Here is a 21147-nt window from a genome sequence, read left to right as displayed (position 1 = left end):
TCAGCCCAGGTAGTCGGCCAGGCGCAGCACGTCGCCGGGCTGCACCGGCAGACTGCGCGCGGCCGCCAAGGCCTTGGCCGTCTGGTAAACCAAGCGCCCGCCCCGCACGATCGCGAGCGCACGTTCCGCGACCGCCACTTTGCCCATCACACTCGTGCCATAGATACTCAGGCCCGGGCGCCACGGCACCCGCACGACCGTGCCGGTGGAAATGTCGACCACCGTGACCATGCCCGCCGCCGACAAACGGCTCAGCGAACGAATGGACGCCGCGCTCAGGGTGCCGGCTGCGTCCACCGTGGCCGCCGCCACTTTCGTGGTGCTGCTCACTCCCGCCGCCGACACGCGACCGGCCCCATCGACGGAAGCCGCCGATACCCTCGAACTTGAACGCATGCCCGAAACCGCGACGCGGCCGGCACCGGCGACCGCACCACCCGCCACCTTACCGGTGGTTCCGACCGACTTGGCCGCCACCTTGCTGCTTTGCACGACGACCTCGCTCGCCAGCCCGACCGGCGACGTAGCCGCCTTCGCGAGCCGCAACACGGTGCAACCGGACTGCAGGAGCGTAGTGAGGATCAGGATACTCGCCAGCGGGCGACAGGGGTTCATTGCCCCGCGACGATGCGACCGACCGGGAGCGCGTCAACCTTCCGCCATGCGCGCTCAGCGCGAATTCCCACCGAACAAACCGCCCAACGCGTTCAGACTTTTCAGTGGCTTCTGCTTGGTTTTTCCGGGCAGGGGCGTGATGGGCAAGGGCTTCGGTTTGGGCTTCGCGGCAACCGGCTCGACCACGTCCACGGTCCCCGCCAGCGCCTGCTCGATCTTCTTGGCCGAGACCGGCACCGCCGTGCCCAGGTGCTGCGCAAACACGCTCACGCGGTATTCTTCCAACAGCCATCGCACCGGCGGGGTGACGCGCCGCTCCAACGCCGCGATTTCACGGGCTCGCTGCTCGTCCTTGGCTTGATGCTGCAGCCAGCGATCTGCCCGGAAAAGCTTCGCCTGCAGGTAGCGCGACACGTGCTCCAACTGCCGATACGGGATCTCGCGCAGAAAACGCGGCCCCACCAGCGCCTCCACTTCCTCCCGCATCCGCGGATACGGCGTCGCGTGCACCAACGCCGCCTGCCGCGTCTCGAGAATCTCGCGCACCGTGTCGATGAATCGCGGCACCAGCGGACGTATCTCGCGCTTACTCGCGGCGATCAACTGCTCAAACTGATCCTTTGTTCGCATACCGTCTGTCGTCGGTAGACGTCCGGGATCAGTGAACCATCGTTCGATGCTCGCCTGCGCGTCGGCCTGCAAGGTCTCGAACGCGACAAAACTCGCCGCCAATGGCCCCACCGCGCGCAGCGCGCGCAGATCTTTTTCCAGCCAGGCAAACTCGTAACGCAGGCCCTGCGCCAGCATCGCTCGCAAACCCGCCGTCCGGCGGGCGGCCGCGTCTTCGGCGTTCCGGTGCAGGCGCAGCATGAGCCCTTCCGCCGTGGATAAAAAAACCGGATACGCCACCACCGGGACGCCCGCCTGTTCCCCAATCTGCACTTCGTCGGGGATGTCGCGCGAGGGCCAGTCCTCCAGCGGCCCTTCTTCCCAATCAGCTCGCGCCTGCTTCCACAATCCCGGAGCCTCCCGCCCCACAGACCGACTGGCGTGCACCCGACGATCTGCCAAGGCCGCCTCAATCTCGCTCAACTCGCGTGAAGCGGCGACCGCCTCGCCGTTCTCGTCGACCACCTGCACCCGCACCCGCAAGTGATCCGGCAGCGGACGGTCGTCCCACACCGCGGGTTTCACCTGCAACTGAAAGCGCTCCCCCAGCAGCGCCGCCACGGCCTCGGCCACGGTCTCACGGCGACCGGTCAAGCGATCCCGAGAAGCCAATTGCGGCACCATCGTGGCGGCCGTCGCGGCCAGCGGCGTGACCGCCCGCCGCAGTTCCTTGGGCAAGCCTTTGAGGTAGTGCTCCACCTTGGCCGCCAGGTGGCCGGGCACCGCCCAGTCCAGATCCGCCGGGGTCAGCTCTCCGGCGCGCGCCACATCAACCTCCAGCGTCACGCCATCATCCGCCTGCCCCGGTTTGTAGACATAGTGGAGCGGCAGCACCGCGTTGTTGAGCGGCACACTCACCGGGTAGTCGGCCGCGTCGACTTTCGCGTCCTCCGGCGGTCGCAGGTCCGCCGCGTCAAACTCGAGAAACCGCGGCTCGCGGCCCTTCCGCTCCCGCACCAGCGCGATCAATTCGCCCACCGCCGACACGTAGAACTCCCGCTCGATCAGCGCGTGTTCATAAAACCGATACACCGCCTCATCGAGGTTCATCGCGCCCCCGTGACGGGCCCGCGTGAGCTGGCTCTGCAGGTCGGCCCGCACCGCTCGATTGTGCGCCAGAAAATCGAAAGGCCATTTGATCGTATCGTTCACCAAGGCTTCGCGGATGAACAACTCCGTCGCGTGCTCCGGATCCACCTTCCCGTAACCGACCGCGCGGCTTTCGATCTCCAGTCCGTAAAGTCGCGTGCGCTGCCGCACCATCACCCGCCCCTTTTCTTCGTCCCAGAACGGCTCGCTGTGGGCGACCTTCAACAGGTGCGCGCCGAGGTCCAGCGCCCACCGCGGGTCCAGTCGGGCGCAGGTGCGCGCGTAGAGCCGCGAGGTTTCCACGATCTCCGCCGACATGATCCAACGCGGACCGCGCGCCCCGTCGGTTGGCTTGGCCTTGGGTTTGCCGCCGCCGCGCGCGCGCTCCTCTTTCACAAACAGGCCCGAGCCGGGGAAAATCGTCACCCGGCGATCGTGCGTCGCCTTGTAACCGCCCTTCTCCTCATCACGCGCCGCGATGTTGCCCAACAAACCCGCGAGAATGCTGCGATGAATCGCCCGGTAGGCCGGTTGTTCAAAACGCAACTCGCCGATGTCCGCCGGACCTTCGGTGCCGTCCCACACCGAGTTCATTTCGAAGTCCCGCCGCTCCTTCAGCGTGTCGACCAACTGCGCGTGAATATCGCGCCACTCGCGCATGCGGGTGTAACTCAAAAAATGCGTGTGGCACCAGCGCCGCATCTTCGCCTGCGACAGACGCTCGAACTCGTCGTGCAGGGCCTCCCAGATCGCCAACAAGGTGAGGAAATCGGAATCGCGATGGGTGAAGCGCCGGTGCGCCTGATCCGCCGCCTGCTGTTTGTCGAGCGGTCGCTCGCGCGGGTCCTGCACACTCAAGCCGGCCGCGATGATGATCACTTCGCGCAGCGCCTTCTCGCGGCGTGCCTGCAGGATCATGCGCCCCACCGTCGGGTCCACCGGCAGCCGCGCCAGCTCACGGCCGATTTCGCTCAGGCGCCGCTCGCCCGCGGTCTCCGCCTCGTCGAAGGCGTGCAGTTCATCCAGCAGGGCGTAACCGGCGCGCACCGCCTTGGTCGCCGGCATGTTGATGAAGGGAAAGCGTTCAATGTCACCGAGCCCGAAGGCCTTCATGCGCAGGATCACGTCCGCGAGATTGGCCCGCTGGATCTCCGGTTGGGCGAAGCGCAGGCGCTCCTCGTAGTCTTTCTCCGAATACAGCCGGATGCAGACCCCCTCCGCCACGCGACCGGCGCGACCCTTGCGTTGATCCGCACTGGAGCGGGCCACCGCCTCGATCGGCAGACGCCGTGTGCGGGCCTGCGGGGCGTAGCGGCTGACGCGCGCCAGGCCGGTATCAATCACAAAGCGAATGCCCGGCAGCGTGAGCGAAGTCTCGGCGATGTTGGTCGCCACAATCACGCGCCGTCGCGCTGTCGGGGCAAACACCCGCTGCTGCTCGGCGTTGGACAGCCGGCCGAAGAGAGGGATGAGTTCACAGCCTCGCGCCGCGCGCGAACCGCTGAGCAGATCAATGGTTTCGCGGATATCCCGCTCCGCCGGCATGAACACCAACACATCGCCCGCGGTGGTGGTATCGAGCACGCGCGCGATCGATTCGACCGCGCCGTCAATGTAGTGCAGGGCCTCCGCGCGGGCGGTCGGTTCATCGCCCTCGGCCTCGTCGCTGCCGAGTTCGTCGAGCGGGGCGTAGACCACCTCCACCGGGAAAGTGCGGCCCGACACCTCGATGACCGGCGCGTCGTCAAAGGCTTTGCTGAAGGCCGCCGTGTCGATCGTCGCCGAAGTGATGACGATGCGCAGCTCGGGGCGCTGGAAACGCAGTTGGCGAAGATGCCCCAGCAGAAAGTCGATGTTGAGCGAGCGCTCGTGCGCCTCGTCGATGATGACGGTATCGTAGTCGCGCAACTGCGGGTCGCCCTGCACCTCGGCCAGCAGCATGCCGTCGGTCATGAACTTCACCCGGGTATCACGCGAAGTCTGGTCACTGAAACGCACCTTGCAGCCGACCTCCCGGCCCCATTTGACGCCCATTTCCTCGGCCACCCGACGCGAAACGGAGAGCGCGGCCACGCGGCGCGGTTGAGTGCAGGCGATGCGGCCTTTCTCGCCGGCGCCGGCCGCCAGGCAGAGTTTCGGGATCTGGGTGGTTTTGCCCGAGCCCGTTTCACCAGCCAGGATGACGACCTGATTGTCGCGCAGGGCATCCACGATCTCCCCCGCCCGGGCGCTGATGGGCAACTCGGGGGGAAACTCCAAACGGAAGGGAAATGGCTTTTGGTCTGGCACAGCGACGAGGCGGAAACGCAAAGTGAACGTCCCTCGCACCATGGCTGGCAAGTCCCCGAAACCTCCTCCCCTCCCGATCGAAGTCGCATTCCGCGTCGTGCGGCTCGCGTCGACCCATGGTCGCATGTTGATGTTTGTATCCGGTTTCTTCGCCCTGCTCGCCGCCCTGCAACATCACGGCGCCGCCGCCATCGCCGGCGCACTGGCCTTTGGGGCGGGGGCCTGCGAGTGGCACGGGGCCTCCCTGCTCGCCACCGGCCGGAGCACCGGCACCGCGTGGATGAAATACGGCGAACTGTTCCTGCTGGCCGTCGTCATCGCTTACTCGGCCTGGATGCTGGAAACCTTCGATGCGGAGGCTTACCGCGCGCAGATCCCGGAGTCTTACCGCGAGTGGAACGAAAACCAACTGCTCGAAGCCGGCTTAACCGAGGAGGAGTTGCCCGGCTACTACCGCTTGATCGGCATTTCGTCGGGCGTGATCGTGATCTTCGTCTCGCTCGCCTACCAAGGCGGTTTGGCGCTCTACTATCACCGTAAGCGCCGGGTGCTGGAAGCGGCCCTGCCAGAGATCGCGCGGCACTAAGCACCACACTTGCACGGCGTCATTTCGCCTCTACGGTCTCGCCCCATGTCGAAAGAGCGTTTCATCGCCGCCAAGGAAGCCTGGGCCCAAAAACAAATCGCCCGCGGGGTGCGCCCCCGCGCCGCACCGTCGGCTGATCGTCTGCCGCCCGGGCAGAAACTGACCTCAAATTTTCCAGTGCTCGATCTGGGCATCCAGCCGGAGCTTCCGCTCAACGAGTGGTCGCTCACCGTGGACGGCGAAGTCGAGCGTCCGGTGCAGCTCGATTGGGAGCAGTTCAATGGACTGCCGCAGGTCGAGGACGTCAGCGACTTTCACTGCGTCACCACCTGGAGCCGTTACGACTGCCGCTGGACGGGCGTGCCGTTCACCGCCCTCTACGAGCACGTGCAGCCGCGCGAGTCGGCGCGCTTCGTGTATTTCACCGGCTACGACGGCTATTCGACCAATGTCCCGCTCGAAGCCTGCCTCGACGACGACGTGTTGCTGGCCACCCACTTTGACGGCGCTCCCCTCACCCGCGAACACGGTGCACCGGTGCGGGTAATCATTCCCAAACTCTATGCGTGGAAGGGGGCAAAATTCGTCAAAGGCGTCCACTTCCTGCCCGAGGACAAACTGGGGTTCTGGGAGGTGCGGGGTTATTCGAACACGGCCGACCCCTGGACCGAGGATCGCTACGCCTGATCCGTCGTTCGAATCACTCCGGATCGCACCTTCCGCGCGCGGCGCCGGGAAAAAGCCCGGCACGAGGGCATTTTTCCAGTATTAGTTAAAATTCTGGCTCGGTTGCTGCTGCTTCGCAGCTCCGAGACCACCCATGCGAGGGGTCGACACCAACTTGAACCACATGCCGATCCTCGATAGCCGAAAACTCTTAGCCTTCGTGACCTTGGTCCGAGTGGGCAGCTTCACGCTCGCGGCGAAAGAACTGAACGTGACCCAGTCCGCCGTCAGCCACTCGATCAAATCATTGGAGGACGAGTTGCAGTTACGCCTCGTCGACCGCCGCGGTCGCAAGATCCGCCTTACTCCGCCCGGCAAGGAATTGCTCAACCACGCCCACCGCATCCTCAACGAGATGCAGGAGGCCCGCAACGACCTCGCCCTCTACGTGAGGTGATCCGGTTTCGCGCCCGCGCAACCGACTCGGAACGTAAAAAGCCTCCCCACTCGTTTGAGTAAGGAGGCTTTTCAAAATGGTGCCCAAGACTGGACTCGAACCAGCACGCCTCGCGGCACAGGCTTCTGAGACCTGCGTGTCTACCAATTCCACCACCTGGGCAGGAGGAAGGACGAGGAAGACACGACGCCCGCTGCACCTTGGCAAGCCCTGATTTCGTCCTTCGCCAAGCATTCCGGCTTTCATCCCCTCGCCGGGGCCGCCAACGTCGCTGCCGATGTCCAAGCAAGCGGTTCTCGAGCGAATTCAAGCACAACGCCTCATCGCCCTGGCCCGCGCCGACTCGGCCGCTGCGCTGCACGACCTCGGCACGACCCTGCTCGAAGGCGGCGTCCGTCTCCTCGAGCTTCCCCTCACCTGCCCGGCCGTGCCGGATTTCCTCGCCGCCGTCGCCCCGCGCCTGCCGGAACTCACTCTGGGGATCGGCACCGTCATCGATACCGACACCGCTCGTCGCGCCATCCTCGCCGGCGCCCGCTTCATCAGCACCCCCGCCCTGCGACCCGAGGTGATCCTGCTTTGCCGCCGCCACCATGTGCCCGTCATCTGCGGCGCGCACTCCGCCGAGGAAGTGGAAGCCGCCATCGAAGCCGGCGCCGACGCCGTGAAACTCTACCCCTCCCGCGACCGCTTCGGCCCCACCCACGTGCGCGAAACCCGGGAACGTTTTCCCACCGCGCGACTCTTTCCCGTTGGTGGCGTCAACGCCGGGAACATCGGCGACTTCCTGGCCTGCGGGGCCGACGCCGTGTTTGTCGCCAGTGGACTCGGCTTTACCATCGACGAACGCGGCCGCAGCCGATCGCACACCGAATTTGATTTAGCCGACCAAGCGCGCTCCTTGCTCACAGCCGTCGGCCGGTCGGTCGACGCGAACGCCCCCTGAAGTCCGCTCGATCGTTATGCTGAACCTCCACCGCTGCGCCGCGTCGGCGTGCCTCCTCGTCGTCATCACCACCACCGGTTGCAGTCAACCGCGCAACGCCGCCGATATCTACGGCCAATACTGCGCCAACTGCCACGGAGTGAATCTCGAAGGCGGCAGCGCGCCCTCCATGTTGGACGATGAGTGGGCCCACGGCGGGACCGACGCCGACATCGCGCGACAGATCGCCCAAGGCAACCTCGACAAGGGCATGCCGGCCTGGGAAAGCGTGTTCAACGCCGCCGAAATCCGCTCGCTGGTCGTCTACATCCGCGAACGTCGCGCCGGCTACCAACGCAACCGCGAAACCCTGCCGACGCCTGCCTCCGACCTCGTGCTGCGCACCCGCGACCACGCCTTTCGAATTGAGACGGTCACCGAGGCCGTCGACCAACCTTGGGCCCTCAACTGGCTGCCCGACGGCACGCTGCTCATCACCGAGAAACCCGGCACGCTGCGCTTCTATCGCGACGGAGAACTGTCGGCGCCGATCATGGACACACCCTGGGTCGATCCCAGTGGTCAGGCCGGCTTGCTCGACGTCGCGCCGCATCCCGACTACGTGACCAACGGATGGCTCTACCTCAGCTTCAGTGACCCGCAGGTCAATGCGGCCGGTGACAACGTGAGCTTCACCAAGGTCGTGCGCGGCCGCGTGCGGGACGGTGTCTGGGTCGACGAGGAGGTGATCTTCGCGGCCGACGTTGAGCTCTACCGCCAGCCCGGAGGACCGCACTACGGCAGCCGTATCGCCTTTGATGATACCGGGCACATCTACTTCTCCATCGGCGATCGCGGCGCCCGCGACCATGCCCAGGACCTCGGGCGCCCCAACGGAAAGATCCACCGCCTGAATGCCGACGGCAGCGTGCCAAGCGACAACCCCTTCGCCAACGACCCGACCGCCATCCCTTCCAACTGGAGTTACGGCCACCGCAATCCACAGGGCCTCGATTTTGATCCCCGCACCGGCCACCTGTGGGCCACCGAACACGGCCCCCGTGGCGGCGACGAGCTGAACCTCATCGAACCGGGTCTCAACTACGGCTGGCCGCTCATCACCTACGGCATGAACTACAACGGCACGCCCATCACCGATCGCACCGCCGCGCCCGGTCTCGAGCAGCCAATCACCCACTGGACGCCCTCCATCGCCGTGTGCGGCATCGACTTCTACGCAGGCGACCGCTTCCCCGCCTGGACCGGCAACCTGCTCGTCACCGCCCTCGCCCAACAGCACCTGCGCCGCGTCGTCATCGAGGACGGCCAGGTCGTCGACCAGGAAATCCTCCTCCAGGACTTCGGCCGCTGCCGCGACGTCGTCAGCGCGCCCGACGGCACGATCTACGTCGCCCTCAACAACCCCCACCGCATCATCCGCCTCGTCCCCGCGGACTGACACCACCTTCCACTTGTCACGTCCGACGTGACAAACTGACTTTCCCCTATGCCCCTCGTTCAGCGATCCATCCTTGCCTGCATTCTCTGTCTGCAGTGGGTCGCGTCCGCCCAGCGTTCCGCCGTCGAGGGCGAGCAGGGCATGCTCGTCTCGGCTCACCATCTGGCCTCCGCCGCCGGCGTTGAGATCATGCGGCAGGGAGGCAACGCCATCGATGCCGCCGTGGCCACCGGCTTCGCCCTGGCGGTGACCTACCCGCGCGCCGGCAACCTCGGCGGTGGCGGTTTCATGATCGTGCAAACGGCCTCCGGCGAATCGGTCGCCCTCGACTTTCGCGAGGTCGCACCGGCCAGCGCCCACCGTGACCTCTACCTCGATGCCGAGGGCAACGTGATCCCGCTCGCCTCGACCCACGGTTACCTCGCGAACGGCGTGCCCGGCACCGTCGCCGGCCTCGGTCACGCCTGGGCGCGCTTCGGCTCCGGCAAAGTCAGTTGGGCCGCCGTCCTGGAACCCGCCCGCCGTCTCGCCGCCAACGGCTTTGAGGCCAGCCCGGCCCTCGCCCAGGATCTGGTCGCGAGCACCGAGCTCCTCTCCGCCAACGCCGAATCCCGCCGCATCTTCCTGCGCGACGGACGACCCTATGCCGCCGGCGAGATTTTCCGCCAACCCGAACTCGCCGCCACCCTTGCCCGCTTGCAGGAGCACGGTCCGCGTGAGTTCTACGAGGGCGAGACCGCCGCGCTCATCGCGGCCGACCAAGCGATCGGCGGCGGCCTGATCACCGCGGCCGACCTGGCCGCGTATACCCCGGTCGAACGCGAGCCCATTCGTTTCACGTATCGGGACTATGAATTCGTGACCATGCCGCCGCCGAGCTCGGGCGGCATCGCCCTTGCGCAGATGTTCGCCCTGTTGGAACCCCACGACCTGCGGGGACTCGGCCTGCATTCAACCGCCTACCTCCATCTGGTGACCGAGGCCATGCGACGCGCCTTTCGGGACCGCGCGGAATTCCTCGGCGATCCCGACTTTCACCCGGTGCCGCAGGCCGAGTTGTTGTCGCCCGCCACCATCGCCCACCACCGCGCCAGCATCGACCTCCGGCACGCCACGCCCAGTGACGAGCTCGCCCCCGCGCCAATCGCCGGGCACGAGTCCACCGAGACCACCCACTTCGCCGCGGTCGATGCGGCCGGCAACGTCGCCTCCTGCACCTACACGCTCAACGGTCTCTACGGCAACGGCGTCACCGCCGTCGGCACCGGGGTGCTGCTCAACAACGAAATGGACGACTTCACCAGCAAAGTCGGCGTGCGTAACATGTTCGGTCTGCTGCAAAGCGAGGCCAACGCCATCGCGCCCGGCAAACGCCCGCTTTCGTCGATGACACCGACCATCGTGCTGCGCAACGGCACGCCCTGCCTCGTCACCGGTTCCCCTGGCGGTCCGACGATCATCACCACGGTGCTGCAGGTCTGCCTCAACGTCATTGATCATCAACTGCCGCTCACCCTCGCCGTCGACGCCCCCCGGTTTCACCACCAGTGGCAACCGGATCAAATTTACCACGAACCCTTTCTCGCGTCGCCCGACACGCTCGATGCCCTCGAGGCGATGGGCCACTCGCTCGCCCTCCGAAAACTCTATCGCAACGAGAGCGACCGCGCCGCCCGTTACTGGGGCGATGCCGAAAGCATCATGGTGGACGCAGCCTCAGGCCTCCTCCTGGGCGTCAGCGATCGGCGCAGTGCCGACGCCGCGCCGGCGGGTTTCTAATCCCCGCTTCAGTTAACTTTCGGCGCATTCACGTTCGCCCCACCCCCCTGCGCCACCTGAAGCTGGCGGTCATGAATACTCGCAGGTTCGGCAAACAGGATCGCATGGTTTCGGAAATCGGCTTCGGCGCGTGGGCCATCGGCGGCTCATGGGGCGCGCAGGATGACACCGATTCACTCGCGGCATTGAACCGTGCCCTCGACCTCGGCTGCACTTTCATCGACACCGCCGCCGGTTACGGCGACGGGCGCAGCGAAAAACTCATCGGCCAGGTTTTGCGCGAGCGGCAAGCCGCCGGCAAAGCCGAGTCGGTTTTCGTCGCCACCAAAACCCCGCCTGCCGACGGCGTCTGGCCGCCCTCGCCCTATTGCCAGGCCGACGAACGTTACTCCGAGGCCTACCTCCGCGCCAACATCGAGACCCGCCTCGCCAACCTCGGCACGGACTGTCTCGACCTGCTGCAACTCCATACCTGGACCCGCGCCTGGAACCGCAACCCCACGCCGTTCAAGGTGCTGCGCCAGCTCCAGGCGGAGGGCAAGGTCGGCCTCATCGGTGTCTCCACGCCGGAGCAGGATCAGAACAGCGTCATCGACCTGATGCGCGACGGTTGGATCGATGCGGTGCAGGTCATCTACAACATCTTTGAACAGGAACCCGCGGCCGAATTGCTGGACGTGGCAGCCGAAACCGGCGTCGCGGTCATCGTGCGCGTGGCCTTCGACGAGGGAGCACTGACCGGCAAGTTCACCGCCGATACGACCTTTGATCCCGACGACTTTCGCGCCGGGTATTTCGCCGGCGACCGGCTCGAACGCGTCATCAAGCGCGTGGACGCCGTGAAGGCCGACATCGCCGGCTCGGGTTACAGCATGCCGCAGGCCGCGTTGAAGTTTGTCCTGGCGCACCCGGCGGTGAGCGTCGTCATCCCGGGCATTCGCACTGTGGCCCAGGCCGAGGCCAACTGCGGCGTGAGCGACCTGCCGCCCATGCCGGCGGAGCTGGTCACCACCCTTCAGCGCCACAACTGGCGCCGCGGCGTGTGGTATGGCGGCAAGTGAACGCCCTCAGTCCGCCGCGTCGTCGAATCCCGCCGGCAAAAACGCCCGCACCTTTTCGGCAAAGGTATCGGGGTCGAAAGGCTTGGATATGTAACCGGCGAAGCCCGCGTCGAAAGCCTTCTGCTCGTCATTGACCTGGGCATACGCCGACGAAGCCACCAAGGGGATATCGCGCAACTGCTCGTCGGCTTTCAACCGACGCGCCGCTTCGTAGCCGTCCATCACCGGCATCTGCAGATCCATCACGATGAGGTCAGGCCGCTCGTGATGCGCCATCGCGAGGGATTCCAAACCGTTGGCGGCGTGGCTCACCCGCATACCGGCGCGCTCCAGCAGGAAACGCACGAGGTATACATTGGAATCGTTGTCTTCGACGAGCAGGACGTGGGGTTTCATGAACGGACTGAGGTAAACGGCGATTGAGAATCCGCACTGGGCAGCGCGGCGTTGAGCGGGAGCCAGAAAGTGAAACGCGATCCCTCACCGTAGACGCTCTCCACCCCAATGTTTCCGCCCAGCATCGTGACGATCTTACGGCTGAGATACAGGCCAAGTCCCGTGCCCTCGAAGTCACGACGCGCCGAGCCATCGACCTGACGGAACGCCTCGAAGAGCTGGCCGATTTTATCCGCCTCAATGCCCATGCCGGTGTCGCTGACCTCGAAGTGCAGTCGGTCATCCACCGCATGCACGCGCACGGTCACGTTCCCCTTGCGGGTGAACTTCACGGCATTGGTGGCGAGGTTGACCAGGATCTGATAAACCCGCGTGGGGTCGCTCACGATCTCCACCTCCGGCACCTCGTTCTTCACCACAAACTCCAGATCCTTCACGGCCACCATCGGCACCAGCAACTGCTGCAAATCGTGCACGAGTTTGGCCGGGTTGAAACGTTCGATCGCCAGTCGCATGCGGCCGGCCTCGATCTTTGAGAGATCGAGCAGATCATTGATGAGCCCCAACAGGTGCACGCCCGAGGCATGCACCCGGCCGATCTGATTGAGTTGCTCATCATTCAAAGGCCCCGCCAACCCTTGTTTAAGAATCTTGCTGAAGCCGATGATGGAGTTGAGCGGAGTCCGCAATTCGTGACTCATGGTCGCGATGAACTCGGACTTCAAACGGTCCAGTTCCTCCAACCGTTCATTGGCCCGTTGCAGCTCGGCGGTGCGATCCTCCACCCGCTGCTCCAGTGAAGCGTTGAGCTCGCGCACCTCCTCCTCCACCCGCACACGCTCGGTCACGTCTTCGACCAGCGAACTGATGCCGATCGCTCGGCCCGATGCATCGGTGAGCAGGCTGTTGTGCCAATCGCAAATCACGACGCTGCCGTCTTTGCGACGATTGCGCACCCGCGGCACGTAAGAGCCCTGCTCTCGCAGCACCTGTCGCCAACCGCGCACCACCGCTTCACGCTCCGCGGGGTCCACCATGAACCACGCCTTGTGCCCCAGGGCCTCCTGGGCCGGCACGCCGAAAATCCGCTCCGCCGCGGGATTCCATCCCCGCACTCGCATGCCGCGGTCCCAATCGATCGCAGCCAGCGGGGTGCGCTCGATCAGCATCCGGATGCGTTCGCGCGACTCTTCGTTCTCCATCTCCGCAATGCGCCGCGCCTCGCTCTCGAAGACACTCGCGACCATATCGGAGATGGCGCCGTTGAAGATCTTCTCCTCCTCCGTCCAAGTCCGCCGATGACGCAGCGATTCCACACACAGCATGCCTTTGAGCTCACCGCGCAAGCGCACCGGCGTGCACAGGACCGACACCACTTGGTCGCGCGCAAAACACGCGGGGTTGAATTGGGCGGCAATCGGCTCGTCGGACGTCAGGTTGATTTCAACATGGCGGTTCTTTTCCAGCGCCGTGAAGAGCAGCGGAATCGCTGTCTGCGCAAAACTGTAGTGCTGGTCGGTGAAGTCGTCGCGCAATCCCTGGCGATGATGCATCTCCAGACGCTCGGGCTCCGGGTGCCGGATCCAGATGCTCACCCGTCCCACCCGCAGGCCGTCGAGGCAGATGAGCGTGAGCTTCCGCAGCGCATCTTCGGCCCGATCGCCGTGCACCACCGGGTCCGCCGCGACGCGACTCAAGGCCGTATTGAGCACACTGATACGCTCGGAGCGGCGCCGCAAGAACTCCTCGGCCTGGCGTCGCGCGAGGGATTCCATGCGCAGCGACAACACGTCAGCCACCGCGCCGAGAAACAGTTTGTCCTCCGCCGTCCACCGTCGGCTTTGCTCCGCCGACTGCGCGCAGACAAACCCCACGATCTGCTCACGCGCCATCAGCGGGCTGATCAAGAGATTCAGCATCGGCAGACCGGGCAGGTGTTTGCTGAAATATTCCCGCATGGCCGGGTCGGCGGCGGAATCCGGTATCACCAGACATCGCTCCTCCCGCAGCTCGCGCTTGAGGAGCTTGTCCACCGCAAGCGGAAGCGGCCCGCCGTCACGGTGCCCGCCACTGGCGACATCAAACACGCTCACGAAGTCATGCAGCTCGCGTTTTTCCAAGGCGAGCCAGGTCACCACATAGGCGACCTCAAGCGCCTCGCCGCAAAATTGCGAAGCGTGGCGCAGCCCGTCCTGAATGGATTCACTGCGATAAAGTTCGCGGGTGAGCGCGGCGATCAACTCGCTGTTGCGCACCAAGCGGTTCGCCTGCGCCTCCAGCTGTTGCTCGGCCACCCGCCGAGCCTCGCGTTCGAACGCAAAGGCAAGCAGGTCCGTCATCGCCCGGGCCAGCAGCTCATCCTCCGCCCGCCAGGCTTCGCCATCGCGGCGGTGCACCGAAAAGAGGCCGGAGATTCGCCCGCCGACCACGACGCCCAGATCCAGAAACGAGATGTGGCCCTCGTGCTTCATCCGCTCCGCATAAATCCGCGCCGTGCGACTGTCGGTCCGCGCGTCGGCCACGAGCACCTTGCCGTCGCGCTCCATCGATTGCCAATAGGCGGCGTGATCGGCCCGGGGGATGCGCAGCCGGCCACAATCCACCGGGCCATCGATGGATTTCAGTGAAACCAGCTCGATGTCGCCCGCTTCATTGCACACTCGCCAGACCGAAACGCGCCATGCCTGGAGCAGTTCGAGGCTCGATTCGAGCACCTGCTGAATACCGTCCGCCAGACCGGACTGCGCCAGCGTAAGCGCCACGTCGTGGGTGATGTCGTTGGCCCGCAACAGCCGTTGGGCATTCGCCCGCGTCGATGCTTCGTTGGCCACCAGGGTCTTCTCGCGATCGGCGACCTTCTCGGCCATGACATGAAACTGGTTCGCCAGCTGAGTGATTTCCACCGGACCTCGCCGCCGCGCCTCGTCGCGCATCGCCTTGCCTTCGGCGACTCGCTCCACCTCCGCGCCGAGCCGCGCGATCGGGCGGCTCAAGCCGACCGCCAGAAACCAAGAAAAGCCAATGCCCGCGACCGCGATGAGCGTCAGCATACCGATCGCCGCCCGCTGCAATTTGTGCATCTCCGCGCTGACCACGGCCATGGGCAGCACCGAGACCACCATCCAGCGCGGTTGCATCTCGCCCCCGAGGAAACGGATGCTGGACAGGAATTCCTCGCCGTCCAAATCGATCATCTGCGGCGGCGGCGGATTGGCCGCCAGCACCTCAAAGTCGCCTTCGAAGCGCCGGGAACTTTCCGCCACCAAGGGATCGAAGCCGAGATTCGCGCCCCACACTGCACCGGCTTCCAGGTAATCCGAATGGACCACCACGCGCCGGGCTCCGTCTTCACGCTGTTCCATCACGAACACCCGCCCGACCACGCCCTGCTGCAGCTGGCGCACGAAACGCGACAGCTCGATGGTCCCGAAGTCGACGTCCACCACCGCCTGCAATTTCCCCTCCTCGTCGCGCACCGGCGAGGCTAGGGTCACCCCGGCCGAAGCCGGCGTGAATTGATTCGCCGGGAACAGGTAGGAGTCCGTCCAGATCCGCCGTCCTTCGTTTGCGACCGCCAAATAGAAAGGGCGCTCCCGTGGATCGTATCCGTCCCACGGCGAGACCTGCACCGCGCTCAGGGCCCCGTCGGGCTCCAGCAAACCGTCGCGCACGAAACGCTCCTCGTTCGCACCGATGGCGTAATGTCGCAGCAACACCGCCCCATCCGCACGCCGCTGCAGAAAGGCGTATTCCCCGGTCTCCGCGATCGCCACGCCGGCGTAAGTGATCGAATCCGACGCCATAAAAAGCGGCGCGACATCACACAGCGCGGCGACAGGATCAAAGGCTCCGGCCTGGGCGCGGACCACCCGCTCCAACACCGCGCTCTGGTTGACCGCGTCGGTGGTGATGACCTGCAACTGGCTTACCATCCGCTGCAGCCCCTGCTCCGCCAGGGCCTCGGCGTGAGACCGGTTCGTGCGCTCGCCGAAATACCGGTTGGTGAGCACCATCGCGACAAAACCGAGCACCACCACACTCGTCATCGCCGCGATGAAACGAACACGGTAACTGTTGAGTCTGAATCGCGCGACCGAAGGCACCGGGCGATCACGCCGCATCGGTGGTGAAAATGCAAATCATTGCCCTTCCCTGCAATTAACCTTTCTTAGCCCGCACCCGCCGGCCCAAAAAACCGCCGCCGCCGCCGACCGCTCCTCCGCTCACCATGCTCACCCACCCCCGCCAGACCCGTTCGTTCCTCGGCCAGGTTGCCGACGGTGGTCTGTTCATGCTGGCCCTCGGCGTGGCATATTCACTGCGAGCCTACTTGGCCCGCTTTTCGCTCGATCCGCTGGAAGCCATCACCAACTACCTCTGGTTGTTTCCGTGGGTCGGCGTCTTCGGCCCGCTCATGCTGCGCTCGCAGGGCCTCTATGCCCAGCCGCGCCTGACTTCACGCTGGGGCATCCTCTTCATCATCGTGCGCGGCTGCATGGTGACCGTGGCCGGCACCATCTTCCTGCTCTTCCTCGTGCGCGAGGAGTTCGCCCGCTCGGTCATCCTGCTCGTCGGCGGCTTCGGGGTCATTCTCGTCTACGGCCGCCACGAATTGACCCGCTGGAGCAGCGGCGACGAGCGCTGGCAACGCCGGGTGCTCTGGCTCGGTTCGCCCGCCGAAAACCGGATCGCCCAGAACGCGCTGTCCGGCCTCGAACGCGACGCGCTCTCGACCGCGGCGGAATGTGACCCGGCCACGACCGACGCCGCCGCCTTCATCGACCTGCTCCACCAACACGCGATCGACGCGGTTGTGGCCAACATGGCCGGCGCCGACCCGGCGCGCATCAAACCCCTGCTCGATGCCTGCGAAAGCGAGGGCGTCGAATTGCTCATCCGCCCCGGCTTGCCCCTCGGTTCCGCCTGGCGTCTCGCGGTGGACGAATTTGCCGGCGAACCCGTGCTCTATGTGCGCCCGCAGTCCGCCGCCCCGACCGCCCTCGCCGTCAAGCAGGCCGCCGACTACCTCCTGGCGGGCGGGCTCTTGCTGCTGCTGTCGCCGGTGTTTCTGCTCACGGCGATCGCGGTCAAGTTCACCTCCCGCGGCCCGGTGTTGTTTCGCCAGGAGCGGGGAGGCCGCAACGGCCGACCCTTCACGATGCTGAAGTTTCGCACCATGCGAGTTGGCGCCGAGACCGAGCAGGCCGAGCTCGCCGCGCGCAACGAGCTCAAGGGCCCCGCCTTCAAACTAAGCCACGATCCGCGCGTCACGCCACTGGGCCATTTCCTGCGCCGTCACAGCCTCGATGAACTGCCGCAACTCTGGAACGTGTTGCGCGGCGAAATGAGTCTGGTCGGCCCCCGCCCCCTGCCCCTCGACGAGATCGGTGCGATTGCCGCCGGCGCCGACCGCCGCCGCCTCAGCGTGAAACCCGGCATGACCGGGTTGTGGCAAGTCAGCGGACGCAGCGACCTCGCCGACTTCGCGGATTGGGTGCGCCTCGACCTCGCCTACATTGACCAGTGGAGCCTGTGGTTGGACCTGAAAATCCTCCTCGCGACGATCCCGGTGGCGCTGCTCGGTCGCGGCGCGCGTTAGCCACGGTTTAATCCCCGCGCAGCGCCTCCATCGGGCTCACTCGCAGTGCGCGCCACGCCGGAATCGCACAAGCGACCGTCCCGGCGACGACCAAGACCGCAATGGTGCCCATGAAGGCGGGCGGATCACCCGGTTGCACGTCGTAGAGGAAACTCTGCAGCAACTGCCCGGCGAAGAAGGCCACCACCAAACCGATCGCGAGACCGATGACGAGGTGCACTCCGCCGTCGCGCAGCACGAGCGTCAACACACTGCGCGGACTCGCGCCCAGCGCCATGCGCACGCCAATCTCCGGCGTGCGCTGGCTGACGCTGTAGGCCATCACCCCGTAAATGCCGACCGCGGCGAGCACCAGCGCGACCCCACCGAAGATGCCGAAGATCCACGCGAAGAGTTTGTTGAAGAACAGCGCTTGATCGAGGTGCTGCTGCAACGGCTGCACCCAGTAGATCGGCAGATCAGGATCGATCCGACGCACCTCCTCGCGCATCAACTGGGCGGCGGCGGCGGGATCGGCGCTGGTGGTCCGCAGCAACAGCGAATAATAACGCGCGGTGCCTTGGGTCAGCGCGAGGTAGACCTGCGGCTCGACCGGATTTTCAAAGTCTCCCTGGTAGACCGACGGCGCGACGCCGACCACCGTGACCCACGGATCATCGGTCACGTCATCGGCCTGGCCGAGTTTCAGGCGTTTGCCGAGCGCACTCTCCCCCGGCCAAAAGGTCTCCGCCGCCTTCAGGTTCACGATCGCCACGCGGTCGCGATCGGGCGTGTCGGTGCGCGCAAAATCCCGGCCCGCCACCAGGTCCACGCCGAGCAGGTCAAACCACCCCGCCGACACCACGCCACTGCCCGCCTCCGGTTGCCGTTCGCCACCGGTCAACGGGGAATCTTCCAGCACCACCGCGCCGGTTCCGTCCCACGTTGGCAGCCGGTTGCTCAGGGCGGCCGATCGCACGTCGGCCCGTTCGTCGAGGTTGATGAGCAAGCGCTCGAAGAACGCGATGCGCCCTGCTTCATCGGCGTATTGGGCTTCGGGCAATCCAATGCGGCAGGACATGATCCCGGTCGCTTCGTAGCCCAGCGGAATATCTGCCGACTTGATCACGGAGCGAATCATCAGCCCGGACATCACCAGCAGCACACAGGACAGCGCCACCTCGGCGATGACCAGGGTCCGCGTCAACCGCCCACCCCGCGCGCCGGTCGAGCCTCGCGAAGCGTCATTCAAAAAGGTCACGAGGTTTGATCGCGTGAGTCGCACCGCCGGAAGCAATCCGGCAAACAGACACGACATGACCGCCACCAGTGCCACGTAGAGCAGCACACTCACATCCATCTGCCAGACCAACCACGACGGCATGGTTTCACCCGAGTTCGCCATCGCCCGCCCAAAGGCTTCGAGCAGCCCATACGCCAAGGGCAGCCCGAGCAAGGACCCGCCGGCCGCGAGCACCAGGCTCTCCAATAGCAGCAAGCGCACCGTGCGGCCGCGACCCGCGCCCAGGGCGGTTCGCACCGCGAGTTCCTTGGACCGCGCGCCGCCGCGCACCAGCAGCAGGTTGGCGACATTGGTGCAGGCGATGAGCAGCACCGCCGTCACGCAGGCCATCATGATCGCCAGCATCTGGCGCACATGGTCGCCGATAAAGTCCTCGCGCATGAGTCGTAGTTTGATGCCGAGATTCAGGTAATCGTCCGGGTAGGCCTGGGCCCAGCGCGCGAACAGCACGTCGAGTTCGCGTTGCGCCGCCGCCACGTCGACGCCTGGTGCCAGTCGGCCAAAAACATCGAGATAACGGGTGTCGCGCTCCTCGTTGTCCCGATCGTAGCGACGGGGCATCCACAGGTCCGTTGACTCCGGGAAATCGAGCTTCCCCTGGCTCACTCCAATGATCGTGGCGACCTCCCCGTTCACCCGCAGCGTCTCACCGATCACATCCGGCGCGGCCCCGAAGCGGGTTTGCCACAGGGACTCGCTGATCACCACCACCGGCGCGGCGCCGGCGACATCTTCGTCGTCCGTCCACCACCGGCCAAGTTGTGGCCTGGCGCCGATGGTCTGCAGACCGTTGCCTGTCATCCACGTGCCCGTGAATCGTTCCGGCGCAAGGTCACCGCCGCTGACATTGAAGGTGCCGGATTGCATCGCGGAGAGCCCCCCGATCGTGGTCGCGGCTCCGCGCAGATCCTCAAACTCCTGCATGGAAAGGCCGCCATCGATCCGCCCGCTGGAGGTGTTGAGCAGTTTGATGGAAATCAGCTCGTCCGGCCGCTCGTAAGGCAGACTCCGAAAGAGCAGTGCATTGACGATGCTGAACATCGTGGTGTTGACCCCGATGCCGATGGCCAGGGTGAGGAGGGCGATGAAAACGAACCCCGGAGCCTTGGCGAGCGAGCGCAGGGTGAAGCGTAGATCCGACAACATGATGCCCTCCAGCACCCCACTCAACCGCCATGAGTCGCAAAAAAATCTGATTTTCTCTGCGAATCGGCTGCAAGATCGCCGGGATGCGGGTGCTTTTTGTGCTTTTGCGCCCTTTTTGTCGCCAAGTAGACAAAGGCAGTCACCGTTCTGACACACACACTTGAACCACCACCATGTTTCGTTTCATCGCCCGCCGTCTGCTCGAAGCCATTCCGGTCCTCTTCATCATTGTGGCCGTCTCCTTTGTGATGCTGCACCAAGCGCCCGGCGGTCCCTTCGACAGTGAGAAGGCCGTGACGCCGGAAGTGCTGCGCAATCTCGAGGCCCACTACGGCCTCAACAACCCGCTGCACGTCCAGTTCTTCGACTACCTGAAGAGTATCATCCTCCACTTCGATTTTGGACCGTCGTTCAAATACCCCAACCGCACCGTCAATGAGATCATCGCCGACAAGTTGCCCGTCTCGCTGGAACTCGGCCTCACGTCACTTGTGGTCGCGTTGTTGATCGGGATCCCACTCGGCACCTTCGCCGCGGTTTACCGCAACAGTTGGGCCGACTACCTCTGCTCGTCGATCGCGCTCACCGGCATCTGCATTCCGACCTTTGTGATGGGGCCGCTCTTCGTGCTGCTCTTCGCCATCAACTTCGGTTGGTTCAACGCCTCGGGTTGGTATACGAGCTACGACCGCGTCCTGCCGGCCGCGACGCTCGGCCTCGTCTACGCCGCCTACGTTGCCCGCCTCACCCGCGGTGGCATGTTGGAGATCCTCAACCAGGACTACATCCGCACCGCCCGCGCCAAGGGCGCCAGCGAGACCCGCGTGATCTTCAAGCACGCCCTGCGCGGCGGCCTGCTGCCGGTCGTCTCCTTCCTCGGCCCCGCCATCGCCGGCATCCTCACCGGCTCGTTCGTCATCGAGACCATCTTCCAGATCCCCGGTCTCGGCCGCGCCTTCGTCGAGAGCGCCTTCAACCGCGACTACACCTTGGTCCTCGGCACCGTCATCCTCTACGCGACGCTCATCATCAGCATGAACCTCATCGTCGACGTCGTCCAAGTGCTCCTCAACCCGAAGCTCAAATTCGAGTAAGCCGCCCTGATGTAACATCAGACTTCATACATCCA

The 21147-nt window shown here is 65.2% G+C and carries 14 protein-coding genes and 1 tRNA gene; 9 read left to right on the top strand and 6 right to left on the bottom strand.

Annotated features, from left to right (window positions below; genetic code table 11):
* Positions 1 to 615, bottom strand: a complete 615-nt coding sequence (locus AC0MRV_RS14120; protein WP_472765132.1) for a hypothetical protein — start codon at positions 613 to 615, stop codon at positions 1 to 3.
* Positions 616 to 669: 54 nt separating this feature from the next.
* Positions 670 to 4662, bottom strand: coding sequence for an ATP-dependent RNA helicase HrpA (hrpA, locus tag AC0MRV_RS14115; RefSeq protein WP_472765131.1), 3993 nt, complete (start codon positions 4660 to 4662; stop codon positions 670 to 672).
* Between the two features lie 40 nt (positions 4663 to 4702).
* Between hrpA and AC0MRV_RS14110 the strand changes: the two genes are divergently transcribed.
* The 3 genes from AC0MRV_RS14110 (at position 4703) to AC0MRV_RS14100 (ending at position 6371) form a co-directional block, all read left to right on the top strand.
* Positions 4703 to 5248: a hypothetical protein gene (locus AC0MRV_RS14110; RefSeq protein ID WP_472765130.1), complete on the top strand. Its 546-nt coding sequence runs from the start codon at positions 4703 to 4705 to the stop codon at positions 5246 to 5248.
* Between the two features lie 45 nt (positions 5249 to 5293).
* Positions 5294 to 5935, top strand: a complete 642-nt coding sequence (locus AC0MRV_RS14105; protein ID WP_472765129.1) for a sulfite oxidase-like oxidoreductase — start codon at positions 5294 to 5296, stop codon at positions 5933 to 5935.
* 163 nt (positions 5936 to 6098) lie between these two features.
* Entirely contained in the window at positions 6099 to 6371 is a 273-nt protein-coding gene (locus tag AC0MRV_RS14100; RefSeq protein ID WP_472765128.1) for a LysR family transcriptional regulator, read from the top strand.
* Positions 6372 to 6448: 77 nt separating this feature from the next.
* On the opposite strand, the gene AC0MRV_RS14095 is transcribed toward AC0MRV_RS14100, so the two are convergent.
* Positions 6449 to 6533: transfer RNA gene (locus AC0MRV_RS14095), tRNA-Leu, on the bottom strand.
* 115 nt (positions 6534 to 6648) lie between these two features.
* Here AC0MRV_RS14095 and AC0MRV_RS14090 point away from each other — a divergent pair.
* The 4 genes from AC0MRV_RS14090 (at position 6649) to AC0MRV_RS14075 (ending at position 11595) form a co-directional block, all read left to right on the top strand.
* On the top strand, positions 6649 to 7317 hold the full coding sequence (locus AC0MRV_RS14090) for a bifunctional 4-hydroxy-2-oxoglutarate aldolase/2-dehydro-3-deoxy-phosphogluconate aldolase (protein ID WP_472765127.1): 669 nt from the start codon (positions 6649 to 6651) through the stop codon (positions 7315 to 7317).
* 16 nt (positions 7318 to 7333) lie between these two features.
* Entirely contained in the window at positions 7334 to 8755 is a 1422-nt protein-coding gene (locus AC0MRV_RS14085) for a PQQ-dependent sugar dehydrogenase (protein WP_472765126.1), read from the top strand.
* 48 nt (positions 8756 to 8803) lie between these two features.
* Positions 8804 to 10534, top strand: coding sequence for a gamma-glutamyltransferase (gene ggt, locus AC0MRV_RS14080; protein ID WP_472765125.1), 1731 nt, complete (start codon positions 8804 to 8806; stop codon positions 10532 to 10534).
* A gap of 71 nt (positions 10535 to 10605) precedes the next feature.
* Entirely contained in the window at positions 10606 to 11595 is a 990-nt protein-coding gene (locus AC0MRV_RS14075) for an aldo/keto reductase (RefSeq protein WP_472765124.1), read from the top strand.
* 6 nt (positions 11596 to 11601) lie between these two features.
* Here the strand turns inward: AC0MRV_RS14075 and AC0MRV_RS14070 are convergent, their stop codons facing one another.
* Entirely contained in the window at positions 11602 to 11991 is a 390-nt protein-coding gene (locus AC0MRV_RS14070; protein WP_472765123.1) for a response regulator, read from the bottom strand.
* A complete protein-coding gene (locus tag AC0MRV_RS14065; RefSeq protein ID WP_472765122.1) occupies positions 11988 to 16112 on the bottom strand; it encodes an ATP-binding protein in 4125 nt (1374 codons plus the stop codon). The genes AC0MRV_RS14070 and AC0MRV_RS14065 overlap by 4 nt, the downstream gene beginning before the upstream one ends.
* A 107-nt stretch (positions 16113 to 16219) precedes the next feature.
* Between AC0MRV_RS14065 and AC0MRV_RS14060 the strand changes: the two genes are divergently transcribed.
* Positions 16220 to 17590, top strand: coding sequence for a sugar transferase (locus tag AC0MRV_RS14060; protein ID WP_472765121.1), 1371 nt, complete (start codon positions 16220 to 16222; stop codon positions 17588 to 17590).
* A 7-nt stretch (positions 17591 to 17597) separates the two neighbouring features.
* Here the strand turns inward: AC0MRV_RS14060 and AC0MRV_RS14055 are convergent, their stop codons facing one another.
* Complete coding sequence (locus tag AC0MRV_RS14055) at positions 17598 to 20018, bottom strand: ABC transporter permease (protein WP_472765120.1); 2421 nt, start codon at positions 20016 to 20018, stop codon at positions 17598 to 17600.
* Between the two features lie 173 nt (positions 20019 to 20191).
* Here AC0MRV_RS14055 and AC0MRV_RS14050 point away from each other — a divergent pair, with 173 nt between their 5' ends.
* Complete coding sequence (locus AC0MRV_RS14050; RefSeq protein WP_472765119.1) at positions 20192 to 21112, top strand: ABC transporter permease; 921 nt, start codon at positions 20192 to 20194, stop codon at positions 21110 to 21112.
* Positions 21113 to 21147 lie beyond the last annotated feature (35 nt).

This window comes from Actomonas spartinae (assembly GCF_051209155.1).
In the GTDB taxonomy this organism is placed as follows: Bacteria; Verrucomicrobiota; Verrucomicrobiia; order Opitutales; family Opitutaceae; genus Actomonas.
This window is presented reverse-complemented; position numbering and strand designations above follow the sequence as displayed.

Coding starts and splice junctions, on each gene's coding strand:
- AC0MRV_RS14120 (WP_472765132.1), bottom strand. CDS start 615: ATGAACCCCTGTCGCCCGCTGGCGAGTATCCTGATCCTCACTACGCTC.
- AC0MRV_RS14110 (WP_472765130.1), top strand. CDS start 4,703: ATGGCTGGCAAGTCCCCGAAACCTCCTCCCCTCCCGATCGAAGTCGCA.
- AC0MRV_RS14105 (WP_472765129.1), top strand. CDS start 5,294: ATGTCGAAAGAGCGTTTCATCGCCGCCAAGGAAGCCTGGGCCCAAAAA.
- AC0MRV_RS14100 (WP_472765128.1), top strand. CDS start 6,099: ATGCCGATCCTCGATAGCCGAAAACTCTTAGCCTTCGTGACCTTGGTC.
- AC0MRV_RS14090 (WP_472765127.1), top strand. CDS start 6,649: ATGTCCAAGCAAGCGGTTCTCGAGCGAATTCAAGCACAACGCCTCATC.
- AC0MRV_RS14085 (WP_472765126.1), top strand. CDS start 7,334: ATGCTGAACCTCCACCGCTGCGCCGCGTCGGCGTGCCTCCTCGTCGTC.
- ggt (WP_472765125.1), top strand. CDS start 8,804: ATGCCCCTCGTTCAGCGATCCATCCTTGCCTGCATTCTCTGTCTGCAG.
- AC0MRV_RS14075 (WP_472765124.1), top strand. CDS start 10,606: ATGAATACTCGCAGGTTCGGCAAACAGGATCGCATGGTTTCGGAAATC.
- AC0MRV_RS14070 (WP_472765123.1), bottom strand. CDS start 11,991: ATGAAACCCCACGTCCTGCTCGTCGAAGACAACGATTCCAATGTATAC.
- AC0MRV_RS14065 (WP_472765122.1), bottom strand. CDS start 16,112: ATGCGGCGTGATCGCCCGGTGCCTTCGGTCGCGCGATTCAGACTCAAC.
- AC0MRV_RS14060 (WP_472765121.1), top strand. CDS start 16,220: ATGCTCACCCACCCCCGCCAGACCCGTTCGTTCCTCGGCCAGGTTGCC.
- AC0MRV_RS14055 (WP_472765120.1), bottom strand. CDS start 20,018: ATGTTGTCGGATCTACGCTTCACCCTGCGCTCGCTCGCCAAGGCTCCG.
- AC0MRV_RS14050 (WP_472765119.1), top strand. CDS start 20,192: ATGTTTCGTTTCATCGCCCGCCGTCTGCTCGAAGCCATTCCGGTCCTC.